Source organism: Cellulomonas hominis (assembly GCF_014201095.1).
Lineage (GTDB): Bacteria > Actinomycetota > Actinomycetes > Actinomycetales > Cellulomonadaceae > Cellulomonas > Cellulomonas hominis.
The window spans coordinates 594,740-620,652 of sequence record NZ_JACHDN010000001.1 but is presented as its reverse complement, the minus strand read 5'-3'; the positions used below and the strand labels follow the sequence as shown (position 1 = coordinate 620,652).

General features: G+C 75.7%; 28 protein-coding genes. 9 read left to right on the top strand and 19 right to left on the bottom strand.

The features are described 5' to 3' along the window. Positions 1-60: 60 nt before the first annotated feature. The 3 genes from HNR08_RS02935 to HNR08_RS02925 are packed head-to-tail and all read right to left on the bottom strand — an operon-like array spanning position 61 to position 2,512. Positions 61-297 carry an acyl-CoA carboxylase epsilon subunit gene (locus HNR08_RS02935; RefSeq protein WP_146840126.1) on the bottom strand — a complete coding sequence of 79 codons (237 nt, stop codon included), beginning with the start codon at positions 295-297 and terminating at the stop codon, positions 61-63. After that, complete coding sequence (locus tag HNR08_RS02930; RefSeq protein ID WP_246803163.1) at positions 294-875, bottom strand: hypothetical protein; 582 nt, start codon at positions 873-875, stop codon at positions 294-296. Before HNR08_RS02930 ends, HNR08_RS02935 begins: the two co-directional genes overlap by 4 nt. Next, positions 872-2,512, bottom strand: coding sequence for an acyl-CoA carboxylase subunit beta (locus HNR08_RS02925; RefSeq protein WP_146840124.1), 1,641 nt, complete (start codon positions 2,510-2,512; stop codon positions 872-874). The genes HNR08_RS02930 and HNR08_RS02925 overlap by 4 nt, the downstream gene beginning before the upstream one ends. 120 nt (positions 2,513-2,632) lie before the next feature. On the opposite strand from HNR08_RS02925, the gene HNR08_RS02920 reads away from it, so the two are divergent. The 3 genes from HNR08_RS02920 to HNR08_RS02910 are packed head-to-tail and all read left to right on the top strand — an operon-like array spanning position 2,633 to position 5,951. Beyond that, positions 2,633-3,514, top strand: coding sequence for a biotin--[acetyl-CoA-carboxylase] ligase (locus HNR08_RS02920; protein WP_146840122.1), 882 nt, complete (start codon positions 2,633-2,635; stop codon positions 3,512-3,514). Next, positions 3,511-4,605 carry an adenylate/guanylate cyclase domain-containing protein gene (locus HNR08_RS02915; RefSeq protein WP_307724267.1) on the top strand — a complete coding sequence of 365 codons (1,095 nt, stop codon included), beginning with the start codon at positions 3,511-3,513 and terminating at the stop codon, positions 4,603-4,605. The genes HNR08_RS02920 and HNR08_RS02915 overlap by 4 nt, the downstream gene beginning before the upstream one ends. 56 nt (positions 4,606-4,661) lie before the next feature. After that, positions 4,662-5,951 (top strand): multidrug effflux MFS transporter, encoded by a 1,290-nt coding sequence (locus tag HNR08_RS02910; RefSeq protein ID WP_146840120.1) that lies wholly within the window; start codon positions 4,662-4,664, stop codon positions 5,949-5,951. Between the two features lie 169 nt (positions 5,952-6,120). Here HNR08_RS02910 and HNR08_RS02905 read toward each other — a convergent pair whose 3' ends face one another. From HNR08_RS02905 to HNR08_RS02870, 8 genes are all read right to left on the bottom strand, one after another. Further along, the gene (locus tag HNR08_RS02905; RefSeq protein ID WP_146840118.1) at positions 6,121-7,392 is read right to left on the bottom strand and encodes a pyridoxal phosphate-dependent aminotransferase; all 1,272 of its coding nucleotides are present in this window, start codon (positions 7,390-7,392) and stop codon (positions 6,121-6,123) included. A 118-nt stretch (positions 7,393-7,510) separates the two neighbouring features. Further along, entirely contained in the window at positions 7,511-7,633 is a 123-nt protein-coding gene (locus HNR08_RS02900; RefSeq protein WP_146840116.1) for a molybdopterin oxidoreductase, read from the bottom strand. Between the two features lie 114 nt (positions 7,634-7,747). Further along, complete coding sequence (locus HNR08_RS02895) at positions 7,748-8,281, bottom strand: hypothetical protein (protein WP_146840114.1); 534 nt, start codon at positions 8,279-8,281, stop codon at positions 7,748-7,750. Between the two features lie 122 nt (positions 8,282-8,403). Then, on the bottom strand, positions 8,404-11,130 hold the full coding sequence (gene adhE / locus HNR08_RS02890; RefSeq protein ID WP_146840112.1) for a bifunctional acetaldehyde-CoA/alcohol dehydrogenase: 2,727 nt from the start codon (positions 11,128-11,130) through the stop codon (positions 8,404-8,406). Between the two features lie 183 nt (positions 11,131-11,313). Further along, a complete protein-coding gene (locus HNR08_RS02885) occupies positions 11,314-12,366 on the bottom strand; it encodes an IS110 family RNA-guided transposase (RefSeq protein ID WP_183834773.1) in 1,053 nt (350 codons plus the stop codon). A 251-nt stretch (positions 12,367-12,617) separates the two neighbouring features. Next, on the bottom strand, positions 12,618-15,131 hold the full coding sequence (locus tag HNR08_RS02880) for a glycoside hydrolase family 65 protein (RefSeq protein ID WP_183834771.1): 2,514 nt from the start codon (positions 15,129-15,131) through the stop codon (positions 12,618-12,620). Further along, entirely contained in the window at positions 15,128-15,895 is a 768-nt protein-coding gene (locus tag HNR08_RS02875; RefSeq protein WP_146837479.1) for an HAD family hydrolase, read from the bottom strand. Before HNR08_RS02875 ends, HNR08_RS02880 begins: the two co-directional genes overlap by 4 nt. Positions 15,896-15,910: 15 nt before the next feature. After that, the gene (locus HNR08_RS02870) at positions 15,911-17,086 is read right to left on the bottom strand and encodes a LacI family DNA-binding transcriptional regulator (protein ID WP_146837476.1); all 1,176 of its coding nucleotides are present in this window, start codon (positions 17,084-17,086) and stop codon (positions 15,911-15,913) included. Positions 17,087-17,292: 206 nt separating this feature from the next. Here HNR08_RS02870 and HNR08_RS02865 point away from each other — a divergent pair, with 206 nt between their 5' ends. Beyond that, the gene (locus tag HNR08_RS02865; RefSeq protein WP_146837473.1) at positions 17,293-18,525 is read left to right on the top strand and encodes an AGE family epimerase/isomerase; all 1,233 of its coding nucleotides are present in this window, start codon (positions 17,293-17,295) and stop codon (positions 18,523-18,525) included. 57 nt (positions 18,526-18,582) lie between these two features. Beyond that, entirely contained in the window at positions 18,583-19,752 is a 1,170-nt protein-coding gene (locus tag HNR08_RS02860; protein ID WP_146837470.1) for an SLC13 family permease, read from the top strand. 3 nt (positions 19,753-19,755) lie between these two features. On the opposite strand, the gene HNR08_RS02855 is transcribed toward HNR08_RS02860, so the two are convergent. Further along, positions 19,756-20,301: a helix-turn-helix domain-containing protein gene (locus HNR08_RS02855; RefSeq protein WP_246582580.1), complete on the bottom strand. Its 546-nt coding sequence runs from the start codon at positions 20,299-20,301 to the stop codon at positions 19,756-19,758. 183 nt (positions 20,302-20,484) lie between these two features. Between HNR08_RS02855 and HNR08_RS02850 the strand changes: the two genes are divergently transcribed. Genes HNR08_RS02850 through HNR08_RS02840 form a run of 3 tightly spaced genes read left to right on the top strand, consistent with a single transcriptional unit; the run spans position 20,485 to position 22,735 of the window. Next, entirely contained in the window at positions 20,485-21,513 is a 1,029-nt protein-coding gene (locus HNR08_RS02850) for an NAD(P)/FAD-dependent oxidoreductase (protein WP_146837464.1), read from the top strand. Between the two features lie 29 nt (positions 21,514-21,542). Continuing rightward, positions 21,543-22,226, top strand: coding sequence for an SAM-dependent methyltransferase (locus HNR08_RS02845; protein WP_146837461.1), 684 nt, complete (start codon positions 21,543-21,545; stop codon positions 22,224-22,226). A gap of 32 nt (positions 22,227-22,258) precedes the next feature. Then, a complete protein-coding gene (locus HNR08_RS02840) occupies positions 22,259-22,735 on the top strand; it encodes a heme-degrading domain-containing protein (RefSeq protein WP_146837458.1) in 477 nt (158 codons plus the stop codon). Positions 22,736-22,737: 2 nt separating this feature from the next. Here the strand turns inward: HNR08_RS02840 and HNR08_RS02835 are convergent, their stop codons facing one another. Genes HNR08_RS02835 through rpmB form a run of 7 tightly spaced genes read right to left on the bottom strand, consistent with a single transcriptional unit; the run spans position 22,738 to position 24,680 of the window. Next, entirely contained in the window at positions 22,738-23,373 is a 636-nt protein-coding gene (locus tag HNR08_RS02835; RefSeq protein WP_222596012.1) for an alpha/beta hydrolase family protein, read from the bottom strand. A 33-nt stretch (positions 23,374-23,406) separates the two neighbouring features. Then, the gene (rpmF, locus tag HNR08_RS02830; protein ID WP_146837455.1) at positions 23,407-23,577 is read right to left on the bottom strand and encodes a 50S ribosomal protein L32; all 171 of its coding nucleotides are present in this window, start codon (positions 23,575-23,577) and stop codon (positions 23,407-23,409) included. Beyond that, on the bottom strand, positions 23,577-23,699 hold the full coding sequence (ykgO, locus tag HNR08_RS02825) for a type B 50S ribosomal protein L36 (RefSeq protein WP_146837452.1): 123 nt from the start codon (positions 23,697-23,699) through the stop codon (positions 23,577-23,579). The genes rpmF and ykgO overlap by 1 nt, the downstream gene beginning before the upstream one ends. Continuing rightward, positions 23,696-23,959, bottom strand: coding sequence for a type B 50S ribosomal protein L31 (locus HNR08_RS02820; RefSeq protein WP_146837449.1), 264 nt, complete (start codon positions 23,957-23,959; stop codon positions 23,696-23,698). The genes ykgO and HNR08_RS02820 overlap by 4 nt, the downstream gene beginning before the upstream one ends. A 10-nt stretch (positions 23,960-23,969) precedes the next feature. After that, entirely contained in the window at positions 23,970-24,275 is a 306-nt protein-coding gene (gene rpsN / locus HNR08_RS02815; protein WP_146837446.1) for a 30S ribosomal protein S14, read from the bottom strand. A gap of 1 nt (position 24,276) precedes the next feature. Further along, complete coding sequence (gene rpmG / locus HNR08_RS02810) at positions 24,277-24,444, bottom strand: 50S ribosomal protein L33 (RefSeq protein WP_146837443.1); 168 nt, start codon at positions 24,442-24,444, stop codon at positions 24,277-24,279. Further along, on the bottom strand, positions 24,444-24,680 hold the full coding sequence (rpmB, locus tag HNR08_RS02805) for a 50S ribosomal protein L28 (RefSeq protein ID WP_146837440.1): 237 nt from the start codon (positions 24,678-24,680) through the stop codon (positions 24,444-24,446). Before rpmB ends, rpmG begins: the two co-directional genes overlap by 1 nt. Positions 24,681-24,733: 53 nt before the next feature. Here rpmB and HNR08_RS02800 point away from each other — a divergent pair, with 53 nt between their 5' ends. Then, the gene (locus HNR08_RS02800; protein ID WP_146837437.1) at positions 24,734-25,834 is read left to right on the top strand and encodes a GTP-binding protein; all 1,101 of its coding nucleotides are present in this window, start codon (positions 24,734-24,736) and stop codon (positions 25,832-25,834) included. The last annotated feature ends 79 nt before the right edge of the window (positions 25,835-25,913 follow it).

Genomic DNA, 25,913 nt, shown 5'->3' with positions numbered 1-25,913 from the left:
GCCGACCCTACCCGCGCCGCGGCCGCCGGCTCGTCCCGATCCCCGCCGCGGGCCGGCGGGTCAGCGCAGGCTGCGGCGCCAGGCGTCCGGGCCGGTCCGCCAGGTGCTCTGCGTGCCCCGGACGGTGCGCGCGCGGTCGGACCAGGCGTCCCGCGGGGACCACGCGCCGTCCGGCTCGTCCCCGCCGGCGCCGGCCGCGGCCACCAGCCCGGCGACGAGCGCGGCGAGCTCCACGTCGTCCGGCGTGCCGCGCACGACCTGCACGTGCGCCGCGGACGGCCCCTGCGGCGCGGTCACGAGCCCTCCGGGTCGTCGCCGTCGTCGTCGAACGTCACCGGCGCCCCGCGGGACGCGCCCCAGCCCTCGACGGTGTAGCCGCTCTCCAGGAGCCGCTCGACGATCTCCGCGCCGCCGTTGTCGACGATGCCGAGGACGGCGTCGATCGACTGGTCGGCGGGGCCGGCGGGCACGCTCACGACGAACCCGAGGTGGAACTCGTCGGTGTCCTCCTCCTCGGCCGGCTCGGCGGCGGGACGGGTCTCGTCCTCCCACGTCATGCCGGTGAGCTCGGAGTGCATGCCGAGGCTCGCGTGCAGCAGGTCGTACAGCCGGGCGTTCAGGCCGGAGACGCGGGCCTCGAGCGCGAGCACCCGCGGGTCCTCGTCCGCCTCGGCGGCGCCGAACTCCGCGCGCACGCCCGCGGCGGTCTCGACGTACTCGTGCAGCGCGGCGGTCAGCGCGTCGACCACGCCGTGCATCGCGCCCGTGTCGACGCCGGGCAGCGGCTCGGGGCCGTGCGCGCCGCCGTCGTGGTCGTGGGCGTGGCCGTGGTCGTCGGGCCCGTGGCCGCCGGGCAGGAGCGGGTCGCCGGTCACAGCGGGATGTTCCCGTGCTTCTTGGGCGGCAGCGCGGCGCGCTTGGTCCGCAGCACGCGCAGCGCGCGCACGATCTGCGAGCGCGTCTCGGCGGGCGCGATGACCGCGTCCACGTAGCCGCGGTCGGCGGCGTCCCACGGGTTCACGATGGCCTCCTCGTACTCGCGGGTCAGGCGGGCGCGCTCGGCCTCGACGTCCCCTCCGGCGTCGGCGACCTGCTTGAGGGCGCCGCGCTGCAGGATGTTCACCGCACCGCCGGCGCCCATCACCGCGATCTGCGCCGTCGGCCACGCCAGGTTGACGTCCGCACCGAGCTGCTTGGACCCCATGACGATGTACGCGCCACCGTACGCCTTGCGGGTGATGACCGTGACCAGCGGGACCGTCGCCTCCGCGTAGGCGTAGATGAGCTTGGCCCCGCGGCGGATGATGCCGTTCCACTCCTGGTCGGTGCCCGGCAGGAAGCCCGGGACGTCCACGAACGTCAGCACCGGCAGCCCGAACGCGTCGCAGGTGCGCACGAACCGGGCGGCCTTCTCGGCGGCGTCGATGTCGAGCGTGCCCGCCATCGTCAGCGGCTGGTTCGCGACGATCCCGACCGCGTGCCCCTCGACCCGGCCGAAGCCGACCAGGACGTTCCGCGCGAACAGCGGCTGGACCTCCAGCAGGTCGCCGTCGTCCAGCACGTGCTCCACGACGGTGCGCATGTCGTACGGCTGGTTGTCCGAGTCCGGGACCAGCGCGTCGAGCTCGCGGTCCTCGTCGGTGACCTCGAGGTCCGCCTCCTGCGGGTAGGCCGGCGGGTCGGTGAGGTTGTTCTGCGGCAGGTAGGACAGCAGGGAGCGCACGTAGTCGAGCGCGTCGTCCTCGTCGGAGGCCAGGTAGTGCGCGACCCCGGAGCGCGTGTTGTGCGTCGTGGCCCCGCCGAGCTCCTCGAAGCCGACGTCCTCGCCGGTCACGGCGCGGATGACGTCCGGGCCGGTGATGAACATGTTCGACGTGCCGTCGGCCATGACGATGAAGTCCGTCAGCGCCGGGGAGTACACCGCGCCGCCGGCGGACGGGCCCAGGATCAGGCTGATCTGCGGGATCACGCCGGACGCGGCGACGTTGCGGCGGAAGATCTCCGCGAACTGCGTGAGGCCCGCGACGCCCTCCTGGATGCGCGCGCCGCCGCCGTCGCTGATGCCGACCAGCGGCATCCCGGTGCGCAGCGCGAGGTCCATGACCTTGGTGATCTTCTGGCCGTGCACCTCGCCGAGGCTGCCGCCGAACACCGTGAAGTCCTGGGAGTACACGGCGACCGGGCGGCCGTCGACCGTGCCGTGCCCGACGACGACGCCGTCGCCCGGGACGCGCCGGCGGTCCAGGCCGAAGTTCGTGGACCGGTGCCGCACGAAGGCGTCGAGCTCGGTGAACGAGCCCGGGTCCAGCAGGGCCTCGATGCGCTCGCGGGCGGTGCGCTTGCCGCGCGCGTGCTGCTTCTCGGCCGCCGCCTGCTCCGGCTCGGTGACGGCGCGGCGGTGGCGGTCGGCCAGGTCGGCGACCTTGGCGGCGGTGCCGGCGGGGGCGCCCGGGGGGACGTCCGCGGGGGCGTCCGGGGTCCGGGGGGCGTGCGAGGCAGAGGTGTCTGTCACCTGAGGAAGGCTAGTGGCCGCGCCGGGGGCGCGGGGGGTGCGGACGCGCACGGACTCCGGCGCGCGGGGTCGTGCGGATGCGACAAGCGCCCGGTGGAGGCGGCGGGGGAGGATGGGCGGGTGGACTCCGGACGGGCCCCCCTGCGGGCGGACGAGGTGCGGGCGGCGCTGCTGGCCCCGGCCGGGCCGCTGCGCCGCTGCGAGGTGCTGCCCGTCGCCGGGTCGACCAGCACCGAGGCGCTCGCGCGGCTGGCCGCCGACCCCGCGTGGGCGGACGGCGGCCTGCTCACCGCGGAGCACCAGGACGCCGGCCGCGGTCGCGGCGGGCACACGTGGACCACCCCGCCCGGCGCGGCGGTGACCCTCTCGCTGGTGCTGCGCCCCGGCGTGCCGCGGTCCGCGTGGGGCTGGCTGCCGCTGCTGACCGGGCTCGGCGTGGTGCGCGCCGTGTCGGCGGTCTCGGGGCTGCCGGCGGCGCTCAAGTGGCCGAACGACGTGCTGCTGCCCGCCGCGGACGGCGCGGACCTGCCCGGGTGGGGGACCGACCGCAAGGCCGCCGGGATCCTCGCGGAGGTCGCCCCGTCCGGCGACGCGGTGGTGCTCGGGATCGGGGTCAACGTCGGGCAGGCCGCGGCCGAGCTGCCGGTGCCGAGCGCGACGTCGCTGCGTGCGGCGGGCGCGGCGGGCGCGGCCGGCGTGGACCGGACCGCCGTGCTCGTCGCCGTGGTGCGGGAGGTCCTGGCGGTGCTCGAGCGCTGGCGCGCGCACGGCGGCGACGTGACGGCCGCCGGGCTGGACGCCGACGTCGCGGCGGTGTGCCGGACGCTCGGGTCGGCGGTCCGGGCGACGCTCCCGGACGGCGCCGAGGCGCGCGGGACGGCGGTGCGGATCGACGCGGACGGTGCCCTCGTGCTGCGCGGCGCGGACGGGGCGGAGCGGCGCCTGCTCGCCGGTGACGTACGTCACGTGCGGCCCGCCGGTGAACTAGGGTCACCGGTGTGACGGACGGGACGCAGGGCGTGGTGCACGGGGACGGCGGGAACGCGTCGGACCCCGCCGACGCCCCCGGCGCCCGGCTCGACGCCGCGCTGCTCGGCGGCCCGCGGACCCTGTCGCTGCGCGACCTCGCGGACAGCACGGGCGTCGACCTGGAGCTCGTCCGGCTCTACTGGCGGACGCTGGGCCTGCCGCACCCCGACGCCGACGACGTCGCGTTCACCTGCCGGGACGCGGAGGCGCTGGGGAGCGCCGCCGCGCTGCTCCGGGACGAGCGGGTCGGCGGCCGCACGATGATCTCGCTGACCCGGGCGCTCGGGCACACCAGCGACCGGCTCGCGCTGTGGCAGGTGGAGGCCCTGGTCGAGGACATGGCCACCCGCCGCGGCCTGGACGACCCGGCCGCGCGGCGCGCGGTCCTCGACGAGCTGCCCGACCTGGCGCCCGTCCTCGAGGCGCAGCTCCTGCACTCCTACCGGCGGCACCTGGCCGCGATCGCCGCCCGGTACGCCGTCGAGTTCGCCGCCGGGCAGGACCGGGCCGGCGACCCGGCCGCGCTGCCGCTGGCCCGCGCCGTCGGGTTCGCGGACATGGTGTCGTTCACCCGGCGCACCGCCGGCCTGGGCTCGACCGACCTGTCGGACTTCGTGCAGCGCTTCGAGACCATCGCGCGGGACGTCGTCACGCAGGGCGGCGGCCGGGTGGTCAAGACGATCGGCGACGCCGTGCTGTTCGTCGCGGACGACGTGCGGACCGGTGCGCGCGTGGCGCTGGAGCTCGCCCGGGTGCTCGGCGGGGACCTCGACGTCGAGCGCGAGAAGGGCGCCGGCGGGCTCGCCGAGGGGGCCCGCGGCGTCACGCCCGTGCGGGTCGGCGTGGTGTGGGGGCGGGTGCTGTCCCGGTTCGGCGACGTGTTCGGCCCGTCGGTGAACGTCGCCGCGCGCCTGACCGACATCGCCGACCCGAGCACGGTGCTGACCGACCCGGCGACCGCGCGGCTGCTCGTCGACACCCCGGGCCTGGTGCTCCAGGCGCTGCCCGAGCGGGAGCTGGAGGGGATCGGGGCGCTCGCCCCGGTGCGCATCCGCACCGCCTGACCGGCGGGGTCGAATCGATTCGCGACCGCGGCGGCGCCGTGGGACGATGGGGCCACATGAGCACCGGCGACCCCGTCCCGCCCCCGCCTGCGCCCGCCCCCGGCGCGGCGCCCGCCGTCGCACCGGCCGCCGCCAGCCCGGACCCCGTGTTCCGCCCGAACGCGAAGTACGTCCTGCTGCTGGGCGTCATGACCGCGCTGCCCGCGGTCACCACCGACATCTACCTGCCGTCGCTGCCCGACGTGGCGCGCGACCTGCACACCAGCGCCGCCGCCGCGCAGCTCACCATGACGTCGATGCTGATCGGCGGCGCCGTCGGCCAGCTCGTCATCGGCCCGCTGTCCGACCGGTTCGGCCGGCGGAAGCCCGTGCTGACCGGCGTCGCGCTGCACGTCGTGACCTCGCTGCTCTGCGCGATCGCGCCGGCGATCGTCCCGCTCATCGCGCTGCGCACGATGCAGGGCTTCTTCAACGCCTCGGCGTCCGTCGTGGCGATGGCGGTGATCCGGGACCGGTTCGTCGGGCCCGACGCCTCGCGGCTGCTGTCCCGGCTCATGCTCGTCATCGGCGTGGCCCCGCTGTTCGCGCCCACGGTCGGCGGGCTGATCGCGGGGGAGTTCGGCTGGCGCGGGGTGTTCGTCGCGCTCGCCCTCTACGGGGCGGCGCTGTGGGTGGTCGTGCTGCTGCGGCTGCCCGAGACGCTGCCCGCCCGGCGGCGGCTGCCGTCCACCGGCGGGGCGTGGCGCGGGTACGGGGTGCTGGTCAAGGACCGGCACTTCGTGGCGCTCGCGGTGCTGCCGGGACTCGGGCAGGCCGTGCTCATGAGCTACGTGGTCGGGTCGCCGTTCGTGCTGCGGGAGGGCTTCGGGCTGACGTCCGGGCAGTTCGCGCTGGTGTTCGCCGTGAACGGCGTGGGGCTCGTCGCCGGGGCCCAGGTGAACGCCGCGCTGGTGCGCCGGTACGCGCCGATCCAGATCGTCCGGGCCGTGCTGCCGGTGTCGTTCCTCCTGACGCTCGTGCTGCTCGGGCTCGCGCTCACCGGTGCCGGCGGGCTGCCCGCGCTGCTCGTGTCGCTGTTCCTCATCATGTCGCTGGTGAACTTCACGCCGCCCAACGCCTCGGCGATCGCGCTGTCCCGGCACGGCGAGCGCGCCGGGACGGCCGCGGCCTTCATCGGCGCGCTCCAGGCGGGCGTGGCGGGCGTGGTCAGCCCGCTGGTCGGCGTCCTGGGCGAGGACACGGTCGCGATGGCCACGGTCATGGCGTGCGCCGCGGCGGCGGCCCTCCTCGTCCTGGCCCTGGCCACCCCGGCGTACCGCCGAGGCGGCTGGACCAGCACCCACTGACCGCGCGCCCCGGGCGTGCGCGGACGGTGCGTGCGCGGCCCGTGCCCCTGCCGAGGGGGTGCCGTGCGATCACCCGGGGCGGTCCGGGAGGTGCCCGCCCGTCCGCGGGGGACCCCCTCGGTGGCCGGGGGGCGGCGGGGTGCGCGGGCGGGGTGCGCGGGCGCGGGGGTCAGCGGGCGAGGGCGGCCAGGCGGGTGGTGGCCTCCGCCAGGACGTGCTCCTGCTTGACGAACGTGAACCGGACCGCCGTGCGCAGGGCGCGGTCGGCGGGGGAGCCGTCGCGGGTGAACGCGCCGACCGGCACGCCCACCACCCCGGCCAGCTCCGGCAGGGCGCGGCACAGGTCCGCGGCGTCGCGCAGGCCCGAGCCCGCGAGCGGGCCGGCCAGCAGCGGGGCGGCGTCCGCGACCACGAAGTAGGTCCCCTGCGGGCGGACCACGGCGAACCCGGCGTCCGCCAGCCCGGCGCTCAGCAGGTCGCGGCGCGCCGCGAGCGAGGTCGCCAGGTCGCGGACCCAGCCGGCGTCGGGGCCGTCGGACGTCTCCAGCGCCAGGGCGTGCGCGATCGCGGGCTGGAACGGCGCACCCGACACGTACGTGAGGAACTGCTTGACCGCGCGGACCGCGTCCACCAGCGGCGCCGGCCCGGTCACCCAGCCGATCTTCCACCCGGTGAACGAGAACGTCTTGCCGGCCGACGAGATGGTCAGCGTCCGGTCGGCGACGCCCGGGAGGGTCGCGAACGGGACGTGCGCGACGCCGTCGTAGGTGAGGTGCTCGTAGACCTCGTCGGTGACGACCAGGCAGTCGTGCCGCTCGGCGACCTCCGCGACGACGGCCAGCTCGTCCCGGGTGAGCACGGCGCCGGTCGGGTTGTGCGGGGTGTTCAGCAGGATCACGCGCGTGCGGTCGGTGACCGCGGCGCGCAGCGCGTCGGCGTCCAGCCGGAACCCGTCGGGGGTGGCGGCGAGCGGCGCCGTCGTGTGCCGGGCGCCGGCCAGGGCGATCACGGCGGCGTAGGAGTCGTAGTACGGCTCGAGGGTCAGCACCTCGTCGCCCGGCTCGGTCAGGGCGAGCAGCGCCGCGGCGAGCGCCTCGGTCGCGCCGGTGGTGACCAGCACCTCGGTGTCCGGGTCCGGCTCGAGGCCGTAGTGCCGGCGCTGGTGGTCGGCGATCGCGTGCCGCAGCTCCGGAATGCCCGGGCCCGGCGGGTACTGGTTCACGCCGGCGGCGATCGCGTCCGCGGCGACCCGCTTGACCGACTCCGGGCCGTCGACGTCCGGGAACCCCTGGCCGAGGTTGATCGCGCCGGTGCGCGCGGCGAGCGCGGACATCTCGGCGAAGATCGTCGGACGCGGCACGCCGTCGGCGCCCAGCAGGCCGGCGGACCGGGCGGCGTCGCGCCACCGGCCGGCGGGGGAGGTCGGGGAGGGGGTGCTCATCGCGGTCCTGTCGTGTCGGGGACGCCAGGAGGGTAGACCCGCGACGGCCGCGGGGGTCGGGGGTGCCCGCGGTGCGGTCCGGGGTGTCGGAGCGGCGGCCCGCGGCCTGGCCCGGCGGTCAGAGCAGCCCGGACGCCGCGGCCAGCCCGCCGAGGACCAGCAGCAGCAGCGACGCCCACGCGCACACGACGAACCACGGCACGTGGTGCCGGGTCCGGGTGCGGGGGTGGTGCGCGCTCATACCCGGGACATCGGCAGGACGGGCGCCGCCTCAAGGCCTCGCGGCGCGTCCACCCGGGTGACATCCGCCCGGGCGTCGCGCGGGGCGTTCGCCCGGACGGGTGGCGGGGCGGTCTCAGCCCTGCTCGGTCTGCCGCACCTGGTCGCCGAGCTCCTGGACCTGCTGCGCCAGCCGGTCGAGGGCGTCGGCCGTCGTGGCGTCGACCTGACCGGAGGCGTCGTCCAGCGCGGTCCGGGCCTGGTCGAGCGCCGACTGCGCGGACTCGAGCTTCTCCTGCGCGGCGGCGGAGCCCTGCTCCTTGGCGTCCGCCAGGGCGGTCGTCGCGTCGTCGATCGCGGTGCGCGCCTGGTCGACGGCGTCCTGCGTGGCGGCCTGCGCGGTGCCGTCGAGGTCCGAGAGGCGGGCGGTCGCGTCGTCCAGCGAGGCGCGCGCGGACTCGACCCGCTCGCGCGCGGAGTCCGCCAGGGCGGACAGCCGGTCGGCAGCCTCGCTCGCGGACTCGCGGGCGGAGTCGACGGCCGACTGGGCCTGGGACGCGGCCTCCTGGGCCTCGGCGCACGCCCCGAGCACCCCGGCGGTGCCGAGGGCGAGCGGGACGGCGAGCGCGAGGCGCGCGGCGCGGGTCAGCGGGGCACGGCGGGTGGTCATGCGGGGCCTCCTCGTCGGGGGCGCTCATTGTGCCAGGACGGGCTGGGAAGGGCCTGGACACGGGAGCGCCCCGCCCGCGGACGATCGCGGGCGGGGCGCTCGGCGAGCAGCCTGACCGGGGGTCAGGAGGAGGCGACCGTGGCGCTCTCCTCGGCCGGGGCCCCCGCCCCGGCGGGCGCGTCACTCGTCGCACCCTGCTGCTCGCGGCGGCCACGCACCTCGGCGACGGAGGTGCCGTAGTAGGCCGCAGTCATGATGTCCTTCATGTCCGCCCGCATCGGCATGCGGGGGTTGGCGGGGGCGCACTGGTCCTCGTACGCACCCATCGCGACCTCGTCGAGCCGGGACAGGAAGTCCTGCTCGTCGACGCCCTGCGCCTGGAAGGACGACGGGATGCCGACCTTCGCGCGCAGCGCCTCGATCGCCAGGGCGTAGGACTCGACGCCCTGCTCCGGGGTCTCGGCGGGCAGGCCCAGCATCTGCGCGATCTGCTGGAACCGCTCGGGGGCCACGTAGTGCTCGTACTTCGGCCAGCTCGTGAGCTTGGTCGGGATCTGGCCGTTGTACCGGATGACGTGCGGCAGCAGCGTGGCGTTCGTCCGGCCGTGGACCAGGTGGAACGTCGAGCCGATGACGTGCGCCATCGCGTGCACGATCCCGAGGAAGGCGTTGCCGAACGCCATGCCGGCGATGGTGCCCGCGTTGTGCATCTTCTCGCGGGCGGCCTTGGTGGCCGGGTCGGCCGGGTCGCCGTTCACCGACTGCGCCAGGTTGTCGAAGATCAGGCGGATCGCCTGCAGCGCCATGCCGTCGGTGAAGTCGTTGGCGTACACCGCGACGAACGCCTCGGTGGCGTGGGTCAGGGCGTCGAAGCCGGAGTCGGCGGCCAGCGAGCGCGGCATCTTCGAGGTGAGGACCGGGTCGATGATCGCGACGGTCGGGGTCAGCGCGTAGTCGGCCAGCGGGTACTTCTTGCCGGCGTCGGGGTCCGAGATGACGGCGAACGGCGTGACCTCGGCGCCCGTGCCCGACGTGGTCGGGATGCAGACGAGCTTGGCGAGCTCGCCCAGGACCGGGAACTTGAAGGCGCGCTTGCGGACGTCGAAGAACTTCTGCTTGAGGTCGGAGAACACGATCTCCGGGTGCTCGTACAGCAGCCACATGACCTTCGCGGCGTCCATCGGCGAGCCGCCGCCCAGGGCGATGATCGTGTCGGGGCGGAAGTGCCGCATCTGCGCCGCGCCGGCCTGGACCGTCTTGACGCTGGGCTCGGGCTCGACCTGGTCGATGATCTGCACCGACACGTGGTTGCCGCGGCGGTTCAGCACGTCCAGGACGCGGTCCACGAAGCCGAGGGTGGTCATCGTGGCGTCGGTGACGATGGTGACGCGCTCGACGTCGGCCATGTCGGACAGGTAGCGGATGGCGTTCGGCTCGAAGTACGTCTTGGCCGGGACCTTGAACCACTGCAAGTTGTTGTTCCTCCGGCCCACGCGCTTGATGTTGACGAGGTTGATCGCCGACACGTTGTTCGACACCGAGTTGTGGCCGTAGGAGCCGCAGCCGAGGGTGAGCGACGGGATGAAGGCGTTGTAGATGTCGCCGATGCCGCCGAGCGACGACGGGGCGTTCGCGATGACGCGGATCGCCTTGACGCGGTTGCCGTACTCCTCGGTCAGCGCGTCGTCCTGGGTGTGGATCGCGGCGGAGTGGCCCAGGCCGTCGAACTCGACCATCTGCTCGGCGAGCTGGATGCCCTGCTCGGTCGAGGTGGCGCGCAGCACCGCGAGGACGGGGCAGAGCTTCTCGCGGGTCAGCGGCTCGTTCGGGCCGACCGAGCCGACCTCCGCCAGGATGATCGAGGTGTCGGCCGGCACCGTGAAGCCGGCCTGCTCGGCGATCCACTGCGGGGACTTGCCGACCACCGTCGGGTTCAGCTTGGCGTCGGCGCAGTTCTTGCCCTTGGCCTCGACGCCGAAGATGAACTTCTCGAGGAGCGCCTTCTCCTTCTTGGTGGCCCGGTAGGCGTGCAGGACGGCGAACTCGGCCAGCGCGGCGTCGTAGATCTCGTCGTCCAGGATGACGGCCTGCTCGGAGGCGCAGATCATGCCGTTGTCGAACGACTTGGACAGCACCACGTCGTTGACGGCCCGCTTGAGCTTCGCGGTCTTCTCGATGTACGCCGGGACGTTGCCCGCGCCGACGCCGAGGGCCGGCTTGCCGCAGGAGTAGGCCGCGCGGACCATCGCGTTGCCGCCGGTGGCGAGGATCGTGGAGACCCCCGGGTGGTTCATCAGCAGGCCGGTGGCCTCCATCGAGGGGGCCTCGACCCACTGGATGCAGTTCTCGGGGGCGCCGGCGGCGATCGCGGCGTCGCGCACGACCTGGGCGGCGGCGACCGACGACCGCTGCGCGTTCGGGTGGAACGCGAAGATGATCGGGTTGCGGGTCTTCAGCGCGATGAGCGACTTGAAGATCGCGGTGGAGGTCGGGTTGGTCACCGGGGTCATGGCGCAGATGACGCCGACCGGCTCGGCGATCTCGGTGATGCCGTTGATCTCGTCGCGGCTGATGACGCCGACCGTCTTGAGCGAGGACATCGAGTTGGTGACGTGCTCGCAGGCGAAGATGTTCTTGACGGCCTTGTCCTCGAAGACGCCGCGGCCGGTCTCCTCGACCGCGAGCTCCGCGAGGTGGCCGTGCTGGTCGAGCGCGGCGACGGCGGCCTTCTTGACCAGGCGGTCGACGTCCTCCTGCGTGAAGCGGCTGTACTCCGCCAGCGCCTTGGTGGCGCCGGCGACCAGCTGGTCGATGGCGGCCGCGGTGTCGGTGCTCGTCGTGGTGGTCACGGGGCAACTCCCGAGGTGGGTCCGATGAGGGGGATGAGAGGGCTCCGTCGACCTCACGTGGACCACGCTATCGAGAAACTTTTCACAAAGTCTGGGACCGGAGTCCCGGGGACCTTCGTCCGGCCGGGCGCGGGGGTCCTCCGTCCGCCCGGAGGACCCCCGCGAGGACGCTCCTATGGTTCGTCAAGCCGGGAGTGGGCCGTGTTCGAGTTGGCGGAACAGGTCGCGGGCGATGTAGCGCTTGAGGCAGCGGCGGATCTCGCGGTCGGTCTTGCCCTGGGCGCGGCGGCGGTCGATGTAGTCGCGGGTGCGCTGGTCGTAGCGGGCGCGAGACAGGGCGATGACGTGCAGCGCGCGGTTGAGCTGGCGGTCCCCGGAACGGTTCAGCCGATGCCGGATCGTCATGCCTGAGGACGCGGGGATCGGGGCGGTCCCGGCGAGCATCGCGAACGCGGCCTCGGAGCGGATCCGTCCCGGGTGGGACCAGGCGATCAGGACCTGGGCGGCGGTGAGGGCTCCGATCCCGGGCTGGGTCAGCAGGTCGGGCCGCCACGAGCGCACGATCTCACCGATCGCGGTCTCGTGGTCGCGGGCCTCGTCCTGCAGGGTCAGGACCCGGCGCGCCAGGGTCCGCAGGACGTTCGCGGTGGTCACCGTCTGACGGTCCCAGGCCGATCGGGTCCGCAACCGGGCGGCGGTCTGGACCGTCACGGTCGTGTTCGCCCCGCGCAGCACGGCGCGCAGCTCCTCTGGCGCCGCGGTGACCAGAGCGAGCAGCTGGCGCTGAGCCAGGGTCGCGGCCTCGACCCCCGAGCGGCGGGCCGCCATGAGAACGGCGAGCTCGGCGCGAGGACCGTCGTCCTTGATCCGCGCGAGGTGCTCGCGGGCCAGGGCCTCGCGTGCGGCGCGGACCGCGTCCAGGGAGTCGGACTTCGCGCCATGACGTCGGGCGGCTCGCTTCGGGCGGTCCAGCTCCACGACCTGCTCACCGGCCGACCCGAGGAACCGGGCCAGACCGGCGCCGTAGCCGCCGCCACCTTCCAACGCCCAGACCCGCGAGCCACCACGGATCGCGCCGACCCAGGTCAGCAGCTCGCCATAGCCACCCGGATCGGTGCTGACGGTCAACTCGCTGAGCGTGCCGCCAGTGGTCGCGTCCACGACCGCGGCGGTGTGGGTGTGCTTGTGGGTGTCGACCCCGATGACGAGATCGACGCGTTCAGCCAGACTGGTCACCGCGTACTCCTTCGAACCGGAGGAACGTGAGGTTCCGGTCCGGCTGGAGATCGGCAGGACTGTGACGGGACACGCCCGCGTCCACGGGCGGTCAAGCTCCTGATCAGGCCAGCAACTCCGGTCGGGCCGGGGCCGGCAGGCACGCGCGGACAAGTCCGCTCGAAGGCACGAAGCCAGTCAGACGTAGAGTCACGCGCGCACCCACCGAACACAGCCCACCGCTCAGCGAGCCGCAGGCACAAGCCTCACAGTCAGTCGTGCGAGAGCGGCGGCGGGGTCAGCACCGTCGGGTGGTCCGGCACCGTCGCGGTCATGAGCGTGCCGTCGGCGCGGCGCGTGCCCTCGATGTCGCGGACCGTCGGCGTGCCGATGAGGCGCGGCGCCGGGGCCAGCGCGAGGACGACCGGGTCGCCGGCCGTGACCTTGACCTGCTCGCCGCGCACCACCAGGTCGGCGGCGTCGCCCTCCTCGACCGTCAGGCGCAGCTCGGTGTGCCGGACGTCCACGCGGACGCGGGTGCCGCGCAGCGTGAGCCGGAACGTCAGCCCGTCCCAGACCTCCGGCAGGCGCGGGTCGAGGGACACGACGCCCTCGTGGTCCCGCAGGCCGCCGAAGCCGCAGACCAGCGCGCTCCACACGCCGCCCGCCGACGCGACGTGCACGCCGTCGGAGGTGTTGTGGTGCAGGTCCGCGAGGTCCACGTACAGCGCGGCCGTGAAGTACCGCAGCGCGAGCTCCTGGTACCCGACCTCGGACGCCACGATGGACTGCACGACCGCGGACAGGGTGGAGTCCCCGGTGGTCAGCGGGTCGTAGTAGTCGAAGTCGGCGAGCTTCTCCTCCGCCGTGAACTGGTCGCCCTGCAGGAACAGGGCCAGCACGACGTCGGCCTGCTTGAGCACCTGGAACCGGTAGATGACCAGGGGGTGGTAGTAGAGCAGCAGGGGGCGCTTGGCCGGGTCGGTGTTCGCGAGGTCCCACAGCTCCTTCTCGAGGAACTGCGCGTCCTGCGGGTGGATGCCGAGCCGCTCGTCGTAGGGGATGTGCATCCGCTCGGCGGCGTGCGCCCACTCGTCGAGCTCGTCCTGGCTGAGCCGCAGCCGGGCGACCATCGCGGCGTGCGCGGCGGGGTCCTCGTGCGCGAGCCGCTCGACGGCCTGCACCGCGCCGCGCAGGTTGGCCCGCGCCATGACGTTGGTGAACAGGTTGTCGTTGACGACGGTCGTGTACTCGTCGGGGCCGGTCACGCCGTGGATGTGGAACGACGCGTCGCCGTTCGTCCCGCGCCAGAAGCCCAGGTCGGCCCACATGCGGGCGGTCTCGACGAGGATGTCGATCGCCTCGCGCGCGAGGAAGCCCTCGTCGCCCGTGGCGGCCACGTACTGCCGCACGGCGTGCGCGATGTCGGCGTCGATGTGGTACTGCGCGGTGCCGGCCGCGTAGTAGGCCGAGGCCTCCTCGCCGTTGATCGTCCGCCACGGGAACAGCGCGCCGTGCTGGTTGAGCTCGGCGGCGCGGCGGCGGGCCGCGTCCAGCATCGTGTACCGGAACCGCAGCGCGTTCCGGGCGACCCGGGGCGAGGTGTACGTGAGGAACGGCAGGACGTAGATCTCGGTGTCCCAGAAGTAGTGCCCGCTGTACCCGGAGCCCGTCAGGCCCTTCGCGGCGATGCCGTTGCCCTCGGCGCGGGCCGTGGCCTGCGCGATCTGGAACAGGTTCCAGCGGATGGCCTGCTGCAGGTCGGGCTGGCCGGGGACCTCGACGTCGCTGCGGGCCCAGAAGGCGTCCAGCCGCGCCCGCTGGTCGGCGAACTGCTGCTCGACGCCGGTCTGCGCGACCCGGTCCAGGGTGCGCCGGCACCGGTCGGCGAGCTCGCGCGCGGGGACGCCGCGGGACGAGTGGTAGGTGACGACCTTGGTGATCCGGACCGTCCGGCCCTGCTGGGCGTCGATCCGGTAGACGTGCTTGGCGAGGTCCTCCTCGACCAGCGAGAGCTCCTCGTAGTCGTTCTCGGTCTCGATCGTGTGGTCCGCCGCGACCGCGAGCGTCATCCCGGACGTCGCGGCCCGGTAGGACAGCACGTACCGGCCGCCCGAGCCCCAGTGGGTGCTGGGCTGCAGGACGCGCTCGGTCAGCGTCTCGGACTTGCGGGGGTCGAAGCCCTCGCCCATCGCGGCGGCGCGGACGTGGTACTCGTCCTGGCCGTCCTGCCGGTTGAGGATCTGGCTGCTGATCACGACCGGGGCGTCGGCGTCCAGCATCGTCAGCTCGTACGTCATGACCGCGAGGTGCCGCTCGGCGAACGACACCATGCGCCGGGTGCGCACCTGCACGCGCTTGCCCGACGGCGTCTGCCAGACCAGGTCGCGGTAGAGGACGCCGTCGCGGAAGTCGAGGCTGCGCTCGTACTCGTGCAGGTCGGCGACCGTGAGGAGCAGGGGCTCGTCGTCGACGTACAGCCGCATGATCTTCGCGTCGGGGACGTTGACGATCGTCTGCCCGACGCGGGCGAAGCCGTACGCCTCCTCGGCGTGCCGGATCGGCCAGGTCTCGTGGAACCCGTTGATGAAGGTGCCGTGGCTGTGGCTGTCCCGGCCCTCCTCGACGTTGCCGCGCATGCCGAGGTAGCCGTTGCCGACGGCGAACAGGGTCTCGGTGCGGCCGAGGTCGGCGGCGTCGTGCCGCGTCTCGCGCAGGCGCCACGGGTCCGCCGGGAACCGGTGCCGGTCGACGGGGTCGGGGGTGAACAGGGAGGTCGGGTTCACGGCTCGGTGCTCTCGGCGTCGTCGGACGTGGTGACGAGCTCGGCGAGGTCGTCCACCACCAGGTCAGCCCCCTGCTGCAGCAGGACCGCGGCGCCCGCGCCCCGGTCCACCCCCACGACGAGCCCGAAGTCCCCGGCCCGGCCGGAGGCGACGCCGGACTCGGCGTCCTCGACCACGACCGCGCGGGCCGCGGGCACGCCGAGCTGCTCGGCGGCGTACAGGTAGGTCGCCGGCTCCGGCTTGCCCGCGAGGCCGCGCGCGGCGGCCACGAGGCCGTCGACGACGAGCGGGAACCGGTCGGTCAGGCCGGCGGCGGCGAGCACCGGCACGGCGTTGCGGCTGCTCGACACGACGGCGACCTTCCGGCCGTCGGCGAGCAGCGCGTCGACCAGGCGCACCGAGCCGGGGTAGGGCGTGACGCCCTCGGACTCGAGCACCTGGGTGAAGACGGCGTTCTTGCGGTTGCCCAGCCCGCAGACGGTCTCGGTCGCCGGGTCGTCCGACGGGTCGCCCCAGGGCAGCTCGATGCCGCGCGACGCCAGCAGCGAGCGGACGCCCTCGTACCGCGGCTTGCCGTCGATGTGCGCGAAGTAGTCCGCGTCCGCGTACGGCGCGACGCCGCGCGCCTCGAGCAGCGGCGCGAACAGCCGGGCCCACGCGTGCATGTGCACGACGGCGGTCGGCGTCAGGACGCCGTCGAGGTCGAACAGGACGGCGTCCAGTCCGTCGAGGACCGCGGCGGGGCGGTCGGGGGCGGGTGCCACACGTGCTCCAGGGGCTCAGGGGGTGGGTGCTGCGGACAGGTCGGGGACGGCGGGCCGGCGGCGGGGTGCGGGCGCGACACTGGAGGCACGGACGACGAGCTCCGGCGCCACGAACCCGGCGGGGGCCGGCGGGTGCCCGAGGTCGACGCCGAGCCGGTCCAGCACCTGCTCGACGAGGGTCTGCGCCACCAGTGTGATCGGTTGGCGCACGCTCGTCAGCCCGGGGCGCGCGAGCGTCGCCAGGTCGGAGTCGTCGAAGCCGGTCACGGCGACGTCGCGGCCCGGGGTCGCGCCGGCGTCCGTGACCGCGGCCAGCACGCCGAGCGCGAGCACGTCGGAGGCGCAGACGAGGGCGGTCGGAGCGGTGCCGGTGCCGGAGGCGGCGAGCGCCGGGGCGGCGACGGCGGTGGCGGCGGCGGGGTCGTCGGCGGCCGCCGTGAGGTCCGGCCCGGCGTCCAGGCCGAGCCGGGCCAGCGCGTCCCGCCACCCCGCGCGCCGGGCGTCGCCGCCGGCGCCGTCCGCGGGCCAGCCGACGAACCCGATCCGGCGGTGGCCCTGCTCGGCGAGGTGCGCGACGGCGCGCGCGGTGCCGAGCGCGCCGTCGACGTCGACCCACGGGTGCGCGGCGCCGGCGTCGCCCCAGGGGTGGCCGTGCACCGCGAACGCCGCGCCGTGCTCGGCGAGCCACGCAGGCCGGCGGTCGCCGGGGTGGGTGTCGGCGACGACGACCGCGTCCACGTCGTGACCGGCCAGCAGCTCGGCGTACGCGGCGATCTCCGCGTCGTCGTCCCCGTAGGGCGCCTGGAACGCGAGCAGCCGGTAGCCGTGCGGGCGGGCGGCGCCGACCAGGGCGTGCAGCAGCCGGTCGGGGTGCGCGGCGGTGCGGTGCGCGGTCGGGCCGACGCGGATGCCGATCAGGCCGGACCGGCGCGACGACAGGGCGCGGGCCGCGCGGTCCGGCCGGTAGCCGAGCGCGGCGACGGAGCGGCGGACCCGGGCGAGCGTGGCCGCGGACAGGCGGCCGGGGGAGTTCAGCGCGTTGGAGACGGTCTGCCGGGAGACGCCCGCGTGCTCGGCGACGGCGCGGATGGTGACCCGCGCGCCCGTGCCCGTGCCCGTGCGGGTGCCCGTGCGGGTGCCCGCGCCCGGGCGCGCGGGGGCGCCCGGTCGTGCGGGGTCGGCGGGGGGCATGGGGCGGTCCTCGGGGCGTCCGTGCAGGGGGGTCGGTCGGACCCGACGGAGCCGCGTTTGACCGGTCAAATCCGTGATCCATCATCGAGCCGCGCCGGGGGCGGTGTCAAAGACCCAGGACGAGCCGGGCGAAGCCGGCATCCGCGGCCCTGCCTGGGGCTTCGTGCCCGCGCAGGGCGGTCCGCGGTGTGACTAGGGTGACAGTCATGACGTGGCTGACGACGCCCGCGCACGCCCGCTGGCTGGAGACCGAGACCGACCGCCTGCTCGCCTTCGGGAGGGCCTCGGCCGCGCCCGCCGGCGGCTTCCTGCGGCTCGACGACGTGGGGCGCCCGCTGCCCGGGCCCGTCGAGCTGTGGATCACCTGCCGGATGACGCACGTGTACGCGCTCGCGCACCTGCTCGGACGGCCCGGGAACGCCGCGCTCGTCGACCACGGCCTCGCGGCGCTCGACGGCCTGTTCCGCGACGCCGAGCACGGCGGCTGGTACGCCGAGGTGGACGCGGACGGCACCCCGCGCGACGACGCGAAGGCGGCCTACCCGCACGCGTTCGTGGTCCTGGCGACCGCCTCGGCAGCCGCCGCGGGCCGCCCGGGCGCCGAGGCGCTGCTGCGCGAGGCCCTCGCGGTGTCCGAGCGGCACTTCTGGGACGAGGAGGCCGGCATGGCCGTCGAGTCCTGGGACCGCACGTTCACCGACCTCGACGCGTACCGCGGCGTCAACGCGAACATGCACACCGTCGAGGCGTACCTGGCGGCGCACGGCGTCACCGGCGAGCGGGTCTGGCTGGACCGCGCGGTGCGGATCGTCGGCCGCGTCGTGCACGGGTACGCGCGCGACAACGCCTGGCGGATCCCCGAGCACTTCGACTCCGCGTGGCAGGCCGACCTCGAGTACAACGCCGACACCCCGGCGCACCCGTTCCGCCCGTACGGCGCCACGATCGGCCACTGGCTCGAGTGGGCGCGGCTCACGCTGCACGCCCGGGCCGCGATCACGGCCGCCGGCGACGTCGCGCCGGCCTGGATGCTGGACGACGCGGTCGCGCTGTTCGACGCCGCGGTCCGCGAGGGCTGGGACGTCGACGGGGCGCCGGGGTTCGTCTACACCGTCGACTGGTCCGGCCGCCCGGTCGTGCGCGAGCGGATGCACTGGGTCGTCGCCGAGGGCATCGCCGCCGCGGCCGCCCTGCACGCCGCGACCGGCGAGCAGCGGTTCGACGACTGGTACACGACGTGGTGGGAGTACGCCGCCGAGCACCTGCTCGACCACGACGGCGGGTCCTGGTGGCACGAGCTCGGCACGGACAACCGGGTGTCGCGGACCGTCTGGGAGGGCAAGGCCGACCTGTACCACGCGGTGCAGGCGACCCTGATCCCGCGCCTGCCGCTCACGCCGGTGATCGCGCCGGCGCTGGCCCAGGGGCTGCTCGACTAGGCGCGGACCGCGCGGACCGCGCGGGCGGGCGGGGGCCGGGGGGCCTACAGTTCCGCCGTGTCCCGGCGGCGGTCTGTCCCGTGGTGGGCGGTCGCCGTGGGGGTGGCCGCCCTGCTCGTCGTGACCGGGGTCCTGCCCCGGGCCGACGCGGCGGCGCTCGCGGAGCGGGTCGGCCCCGTCCTGGTGTTCGTCGCGGCGCTGACCGTCGTCGCGGAGCTGTGCGGCGCGGCGGGCCTGTTCGACGTGGCGACGGACGCGGCCGCGCGGTCGGCGGGCGGCCGCCGGTGGGTGCTGTGGCTCCTGCTGGTCGGGATCGCCGTGGTGTCCACCGTGCTGCTGTCGCTGGACACGACCGCGGTGCTGCTGACCCCGCTGGCGATCACGCTCGCGCGGCGGACCGGGACGTCGCCGCTGCTGCTCGTGCTGACCGTGGTGGCGCTGGCGAACACCGCGTCGCTGCTGCTGCCGGTGTCGAACCTGACGAACCTGCTCGCGGACCACCGGTTCACCGAGGCGGGGGCCGGGTACCTCGGGGTGATGTGGGCGCCGGCGCTCGCGGCGGTGGTCGTGACGGTGGCGGTGCTCGCGGTGCGCGGACGGGCCGACCTGCGGGGGCGCTTCGACCCGGGGCCGCGGTACGCGCCGCCGGACCGGGGCCTGCTGCTCGCGACCGGGGCGACGACGGCGGTGATGGCGGTCGGGTTCGTCGCCGGGCTGCCGGTGTGGGCGGTCGCCGTGGGGGCGGCCGCGGTGCTGGTCGGGGCCTTCGCGGTGCGCCGCCGGCCGCTGCCCGGGCGGGCGCGCGACCTGGTGCCGTGGCGGATGCTGCTGGTGGTCGCCGCGCTGTTCGTCGCCGTCGAGACGCTGCAGGTCCGGGGTCTCGGGGAGGCGCTCGCGGACGTGGCGCCCGCCGGCGGCGGGGCGGGCGCGCTGCTCGGCGTCGCGGGCCTGTCGGCCGGGGCGGCGAACCTGCTCAACAACCTGCCGGCGTACCTGGTGCTCGAGCCGGTCGCCGGGGGCGACCCGCTGCGGCTCGCGGCCGTCCTCATCGGCACCGGGGTCGGCCCGCTGCTGACGCCGTGGGCGTCGCTGGCGACGGTGCTCTGGTGGCGGCGCTGCCGGCAGGCGCTGGTGCACGTGCCGGTGCGCGCGTTCCTGGTGCAGGGGCTGTGGCTCGCGCCCCTGTGCGTCGGGGCGGCGACGCTCGCGCTCGTGGTGGCGCGGTGAGCCTCAGCGCGGCCGGCGGGTCGACCGGGCGCGGACGTGCATCCGCTCGCCCTGCGGGCCCCACAGGCTGATCACCTCGGACGGCCCGGGCCCCGGGTTCGTGAACCAGTGCGGCACCCGGGTGTCGAACTCCACCGCCTCGCCCGGCTCCAGCAGCAGGTCGTGGTCGCCGAGCACCAGCCGGATCCGGCCGGTGAGGACGTACATCCACTCGTAGCCCTCGTGCGTGCGCGGGTCCGGCGGCCCGGGGTGGTGGCCGGCGGGGAACACGAGCTTGTACGCCTGCAGGCCGCCCGGCTTGCGGCTGAGCGGGACGTACGTGACGCCGTGCCGCACGAACGGGGACAGGTGCACGCGGGGGTCGCCGGTCTCGGGCGCGCCGACGAGCTCGTCCAGCGGCACCTGGTGGGCGCGCGCGAGCGGGAGCAGCAGCTCGAGCGTCGGGCGGCGCTGCCCGGACTCCAGCCGGGACAGGGTGCTCACGGAGATGCCGGTGCTGCGGGACAGGTCGGTCAGCGTGGCGCCGCGGCGCTGGCGGAGGTCGCGCAGGCGCGGGCCGACCGCGTCGAGGACGGGGCCGAGGTCGGGCGCGGGATCGGCGGCGTCGGGGGCGTCGGGGCGTGCGGGGCGGGCGGGGCGGTCGGGCACCCGCCCAGTTTGCCGTTCCGGCAACGGCACTTGTCAACAGAGCACGTCCCGGCGCACCGTGGACGCCGACCGGGAGGAGACCCCATGGACCAGACGTACGACGCCCTCGTGCTGGGCGGCGGCGCGGCCGGGCTGAGCGCCGCGCTGACCCTGTCCCGCGCGCGCCGCCGCGTCGCGGTGGTGCACGACGGCACCCCGCGGAACCGGCCCGCCGCGCACATGCACGCCTACCTCGGCTCGGACGGGCTGCCGCCGGCCGAGCTGCTCGCACGCGGCCGGGCGGAGGTCGCCGGGTACGGGGCGACGCTGGTCGAGGGCACCGTCGCCGACGTCCGGCGCGACGGCGACGCGTTCCGGGCGGCGCTCGCGGACGGCACGGTGCTGCGCGCGGGGCGCGTGGTCGTGGCCACCGGGCTCGCCGACGGGCTGCCGGACGTGCCGGGGCTCGCCGACCGCTGGGGCCGGGACGTGCTGCACTGCCCGTTCTGCCACGGCTGGGAGGTGCGGGGAGCCGCGGTCGGCATCATCGCCGCCGGGCCGCTCGCCGTGCACCAGGCGACGCTCTGGCGCGGCTGGACGGACGACGTGACGCTGTTCCTGCACACCGCCGACGAGCCGGACGAGGCCGGCTGGGAGCAGCTCGCCGCGCTCGGCGTGCGGGTCGTGGACGGGCGGGTCGGCGGGCTCGTCGTCGCCGGGGACACCCTGACCGGGGTGCGGCTGGCGTCCGGGGCGGTGCTGCCCGTGGCGGCGGTCGTCACGGCGACCGGGATGCACGCGCGGCTCGACGGGCTCGACGGGCTCGGGCTGACCGTGGAGCCGGTGGTGCGCGAGGGGTACGTGATCGGCACCCGGGTCGCCGCCGGCCCGGACGGCGCCACCGGCGTCCCGGGGGTGTGGGCCGCCGGCAACGTCACCGACCTCATGGCGCAGGTGCAGGTGGCCGCCGCGGGCGGGCTGACCGCCGGCGCGGCGGTGGTGGCGGACCTGACCGCCGCGGACGCCCGGGCCGCGGTCGCGCGGTACCGGGCCGAGCGGGCGGCGCCCTTCTCGGCGGCCGCCGAGCGGGCGGTCGCGGAGCGGGTGGCGGGGCCGGGGCGGCACGGGCTGTGACGGACCACGGACGGACGACGGAGGAGCGCATGGAGCAGCACGACGGGCACGGGCACGCGCGGCCCGGCCACGGGGACCCGCGGGAGGTGCGGCACGACCGCGCGTTCTGGGAGGAGCGGTACCGGTCCGCGGACCGGATCTGGAGCGGGCGGCCGAACGCGCAGCTCGTCGCGGAGGCCGGCGACCTGCCGCCGGGCCGCGCCCTGGACGTCGCGTGCGGCGAGGGCGGGGACGCGCTCTGGCTCGCGGCGCGCGGGTGGGAGGTCACCGCGGTGGACCTCGCCCAGGCGGCGCTGGACCGGGTGGACGCCGCCCTCGAGCAGGCCGGGCCGGAGGTCGCGGCGCGGGTGCGCACGGTGCGCGGCGACATCGGGAGCTGGGACCCCGGGGCCGGGCGCTACGACCTGGTGACCTCGCACTTCCTGCACCTGCCGCCCGCCGACCGGGTGTCGGCGTTCGCGCGGATGGCCGCGGCCGTCGCCCCCGGCGGCACGCTGCTGGTGGTCGCGCACCACGGCAGCGACCTCGCGACCACGATCGGCCGGCCCGACCTGCCGGAGCTGTTCTTCGAGCCGGCGGAGGTCGTCGCGGCGCTCGAGCCGGGGGACTGGGACGTGCCCGTCGCCGAGGCGCGGCCCCGCGAGGCCGTGGACCCGGACGGCCGGACGATCACGATCCGGGACACGGTGGTGCGGGCGCGCCGGCGCGGCTGACCGGGCGCGCACCCGGTGGCAGGATCGCGGGCATGAGCGACCACGAGCTGCGGACCCTGATCGCGGAGGTGGAACGGCAGGAGCGCGACCTGCGGTTCGCCACCTTCACCAACGACGACGCCTGGGAGCTCGGCTGCCTGCTCGTGCGCGTCGCGACCGAGCGCGGGCTGCCCGTCACGGTCGACGTCCGGCGCGGCACGCAGCAGCTGTTCCACGCGGCCCGCCCGGGGACCACCGCCGACAACGACTCCTGGGTGGAGCGGAAGGTGCGGGTCGTCGAGCGGTTCGGGACGTCGTCGTACCTGCAGGGCCTGCGGGCGCGCGCGAAGGGCACGACGTTCGCGGAGGCGCACGACCTGCCGCTGCAGGAGTACGCGGCCCACGGCGGGGCGTTCCCGGTGCACGTCGAGGGCGTCGGCGTCGTCGGGGCGGTGACCGTCTCGGGGCTGCCGCAGGCCGAGGACCACGCGCTGGTCACCGAGGCCGTGCGGACGTTCCTCGACGGCTGACGTCAACCGAGCGGGAGCACCCCGGGCAGCCAGGCGGCGACCGCCGCGGCGACCGCGGGCAGGTCCTTCTTCAGGCCGTGGTCCCCGGCGACCCGCACGACGGTGCGCCCCGGGGCCTCCGGCGGGGTGCCGTACGGGTCGGTCGCGCCCTGGACGACCAGCACCGGGACGCCGGCCCCGTCGAGCTCCGGCAGGCGGTCGGGGGCGTCGGGGCGGCCCGGGGGGCGGGTCGGGAACGCGAGGCACAGCACGCCGGTGGCCCCGGTGGCGAGCGCGGTGCGGCACGCGGTGCGGGCGCCCGCGGACCGGCCGCCCGTGACGAGCGGGACGTCCAGCCCGCCGGCGCGCAGGTCCGCGACCACCGCCGCCCAGGCCTCGTCCAGCGCGGGGCCGCGGGGGCCGACGCGCCGGCCCGCGACGCGGTAGGGCTGCTCCACCAGGGCGACGGCGAGCCCGAGGCCCAGGGCTGCGGCGGTGACGGCCCGCAGGTCCGGCGCGTCGACGCCGCCGCCGGCGCCGTGACCGAGCACGAGCGCGCCGGGGGCGGGGGCCGCCGGTGCGCGCACGTGCGCGCGGGCGGCACCCTGCGGGGTGGCGATCTCCACCACGCGGGCCGGGGGCAGCGCATCGGGCGTCACGTCCGGCACGGTACCCCCGGCGGCCGGGGCGGGTCAGGCGGGGTCGACGAGGCCGCGTTCGACGGCGCGCACGAGGCGGCGGGGGACCTCGACGGTGCGGCCGTCGGGGGTGCGGGCGGTGGTCAGCGGGACGGGGGTCGCCTTCCACTGCGACCGCCGGGTGCGGGTGCTGGCGCGGGAGAGCTTGCGCTTGGGGACGGCCATCAGCCCTGCCTCGCCTTCCAGCGCGGGTTCTTCTTGTTGAGGACGAAGGTCTTGCCGTGGCGGCGCACCACGATCGACCCCTCCTTCTTCTTCAGGGACGCCAGGGACGCGCGCACCTTCATCGGGTCTCCTCGGGGGCGGTGATGCCGTAGCGCCGGCGGAACTTCTCGACGCGGCCGGCGGTGTCCAGGACGCGGGACCTGCCCGTGGAGAACGGGTGGCTGGCGGAGGACACGTCGACGTCGACGACCGGGTAGGTGTTCCCGTCCGGCCACTCGACGGTCTTCTCGGACGTGATCGTGGACCGGGTCAGGAACGCGAAGTCCGCGCTGATGTCCCGGAAGACCACCGGGTGGTAGTCGGGGTGGATGCCCTGCTTCATCTCGTTCTCCTCACCAGCTGGACTTCGTGACGCCGGGCAGCTCGCCGCGGTGGGCCATGGCGCGCATCCGGACGCGGGACAGCCCGAACTTCCCCACGTACCCGCGCGGCCGGCCGTCGGCGACGTCCCGGTTGCGGACGCGGGTCGGGCTCGCGTCACGGGGCAGGGCGTGCAGGGCGGCCCGGGCCGCGACGCGCTCGGCCTCGGTCAGGTGCGGGTTCACGGCGGCGGCCTTGAGCTCCAGGCGGCGCTCGGCGAAGCGGGCGACGACCTGCCTGCGGCGCTCGTTCGCGGCGATCTTCGACTTCTTGGCCATGTCAGCGCTCCTCTCTGAAGTCGACGTGCCGCCGGACGACGGGGTCGTACTTCTTCAGCACGAGCCGGTCGGGGTCGTTGCGGCGGTTCTTGCGGGTGACGTAGGTGAACCCGGTCCCCGCGGTGGAGCGCAGCTTGATGATCGGGCGGACGTCGGCGGCGCGGGCCATCAGACCTTCTCCCCGCGGGCACGGATCCGGGCGACGACGACCTCGATGCCGAGCTCGTCGATCGTCCGGATGCCCCGGGCCGAGACGGTGAGCGTGACGTGCCGGCCGAGCGAGGGCACCCAGTAGTGCTTGCGCTGGATGTTCGGGTCGAAGCGGCGCTTCGTGCGCCGGTGGGAGTGCGAGATCGCATGGCCGAAGCCGGGCGAGGTCCCGAGGACCTGGCAGTGAGCGGACATGTCGTCATCATAGGTAATGAGAATCGTTCGCGACAAGCGTTAGGCTGTCGGGCATGACGCAGCCGAAGCCCCTCGTGGTGCTCGCCACCGTGGGCCCCCTGCTCCGCGACGCCGTCGCGCTCGGCGTGGTCGTCGACCACCCGCGGACCGTCGTGCTGCGGCACGACATCGTCGACGGGCCCGACGGCGGCGGGATCCGCCGCGTGGTCGCCGACGCCGGCGGAGTGCTCGAGGACGTCCTCGTGCCGCTCGCGCACGCGTGCCTGTCCTGCTCGGTGCGCGAGGACGCGGTGCCGACCCTGGAGCGCCTCGCGCGCGACCCGCGGTGGGACCAGGTGCTGCTCGCGCTGCCGGTGTCGGCGGAGTCCCTGCCGGTCACGCGGGCCCTCGGGGCCGCCGCCGGTCGTGCCGGCCGGCTGCGCGGCCTGCGGCTCGCCTCCGTCGTCGCGGCGCTCGACCTCGCCGCGTTCGAGGACGACCTGCTGGGCGACGACCTGCTCGACGAGCGCGGGGTCGCGCTCACCGCGGACGACGAGCGCGCCGTCGGCGAGGCGCTCGCGGCCCAGGTCGCGCACGCGGACGTCGTGCTGGTCGCCGGGGAGCCGGCCGAGCACCCGGTCGCCTCCGACCTGCTCGACCACGTGCGCGCGGCCGACGGGCTCCGCGTGGACGGCGTGCTGGCGGCCGACGCCGCGGCGCTGTTCGCCGGGGCGCACGACCTGCGCGCGGGCGACCGGCGGCTCGACCCGCGGCGCGCCGCACCGGTGCCGGACGCGCCGACGCGGCACGGCGTGTGGACGCTCGACCTGCGGGCCGACCGGGCCCTGCACCCCGAGCGGCTGGTCGCGGACGTCGCCCGGCTCGGGCAGGGGCGGCACCGCAGCCGCGGCCGGTTCTGGGTGCCGAGCCGGCCGGACTCGGTGTGCGCGTGGGACGGCGCGGGCGGGCAGCTGTCCGTCGGCGAGGTCGGCACCTGGGGGCGGCGCGCGCCCGGCACGCGGCTGGTGTTCACCGGCGTCCAGGACGTGCGGGCGGACCTGCTCGCGGCGTTCGAGGACGTGCTGCTCACCGCCGACGAGCACGCGCGCGGGCTGCACCCGTGGCTCGGGCGCGAGGACGTGCTGGCGCCGTGGCTGGGGGACCGGGCGGCGTAGGCCGGTCGCCCGGGGGGCTGCCGGTGCTGCGGATGCGTCACGGTGCCGGCGGGGGCATGGTCGAGGGGACCGAACGTCG

Coding starts and splice junctions, on each gene's coding strand:
- HNR08_RS02905 (WP_146840118.1), bottom strand. CDS start 7,392: ATGAGCACCCCCTCCCCGACCTCCCCCGCCGGCCGGTGGCGCGACGCC.
- HNR08_RS02865 (WP_146837473.1), top strand. CDS start 17,293: ATGACGTGGCTGACGACGCCCGCGCACGCCCGCTGGCTGGAGACCGAG.
- HNR08_RS02850 (WP_146837464.1), top strand. CDS start 20,485: ATGGACCAGACGTACGACGCCCTCGTGCTGGGCGGCGGCGCGGCCGGG.
- rpmB (WP_146837440.1), bottom strand. CDS start 24,680: ATGTCCGCTCACTGCCAGGTCCTCGGGACCTCGCCCGGCTTCGGCCAT.
- HNR08_RS02870 (WP_146837476.1), bottom strand. CDS start 17,086: ATGCCCCCCGCCGACCCCGCACGACCGGGCGCCCCCGCGCGCCCGGGC.
- rpsN (WP_146837446.1), bottom strand. CDS start 24,275: ATGGCCAAGAAGTCGAAGATCGCCGCGAACGAGCGCCGCAGGCAGGTC.
- HNR08_RS02820 (WP_146837449.1), bottom strand. CDS start 23,959: ATGAAGCAGGGCATCCACCCCGACTACCACCCGGTGGTCTTCCGGGAC.
- HNR08_RS02845 (WP_146837461.1), top strand. CDS start 21,543: ATGGAGCAGCACGACGGGCACGGGCACGCGCGGCCCGGCCACGGGGAC.
- rpmF (WP_146837455.1), bottom strand. CDS start 23,577: ATGGCCGTCCCCAAGCGCAAGCTCTCCCGCGCCAGCACCCGCACCCGG.
- ykgO (WP_146837452.1), bottom strand. CDS start 23,699: ATGAAGGTGCGCGCGTCCCTGGCGTCCCTGAAGAAGAAGGAGGGGTCG.
- HNR08_RS02910 (WP_146840120.1), top strand. CDS start 4,662: ATGAGCACCGGCGACCCCGTCCCGCCCCCGCCTGCGCCCGCCCCCGGC.
- HNR08_RS02800 (WP_146837437.1), top strand. CDS start 24,734: ATGACGCAGCCGAAGCCCCTCGTGGTGCTCGCCACCGTGGGCCCCCTG.
- HNR08_RS02840 (WP_146837458.1), top strand. CDS start 22,259: ATGAGCGACCACGAGCTGCGGACCCTGATCGCGGAGGTGGAACGGCAG.
- rpmG (WP_146837443.1), bottom strand. CDS start 24,444: ATGGCCCGCGCCGCCGACGTCCGCCCGATCATCAAGCTGCGCTCCACC.
- HNR08_RS02895 (WP_146840114.1), bottom strand. CDS start 8,281: ATGACCACCCGCCGTGCCCCGCTGACCCGCGCCGCGCGCCTCGCGCTC.
- HNR08_RS02900 (WP_146840116.1), bottom strand. CDS start 7,633: ATGAGCGCGCACCACCCCCGCACCCGGACCCGGCACCACGTGCCGTGG.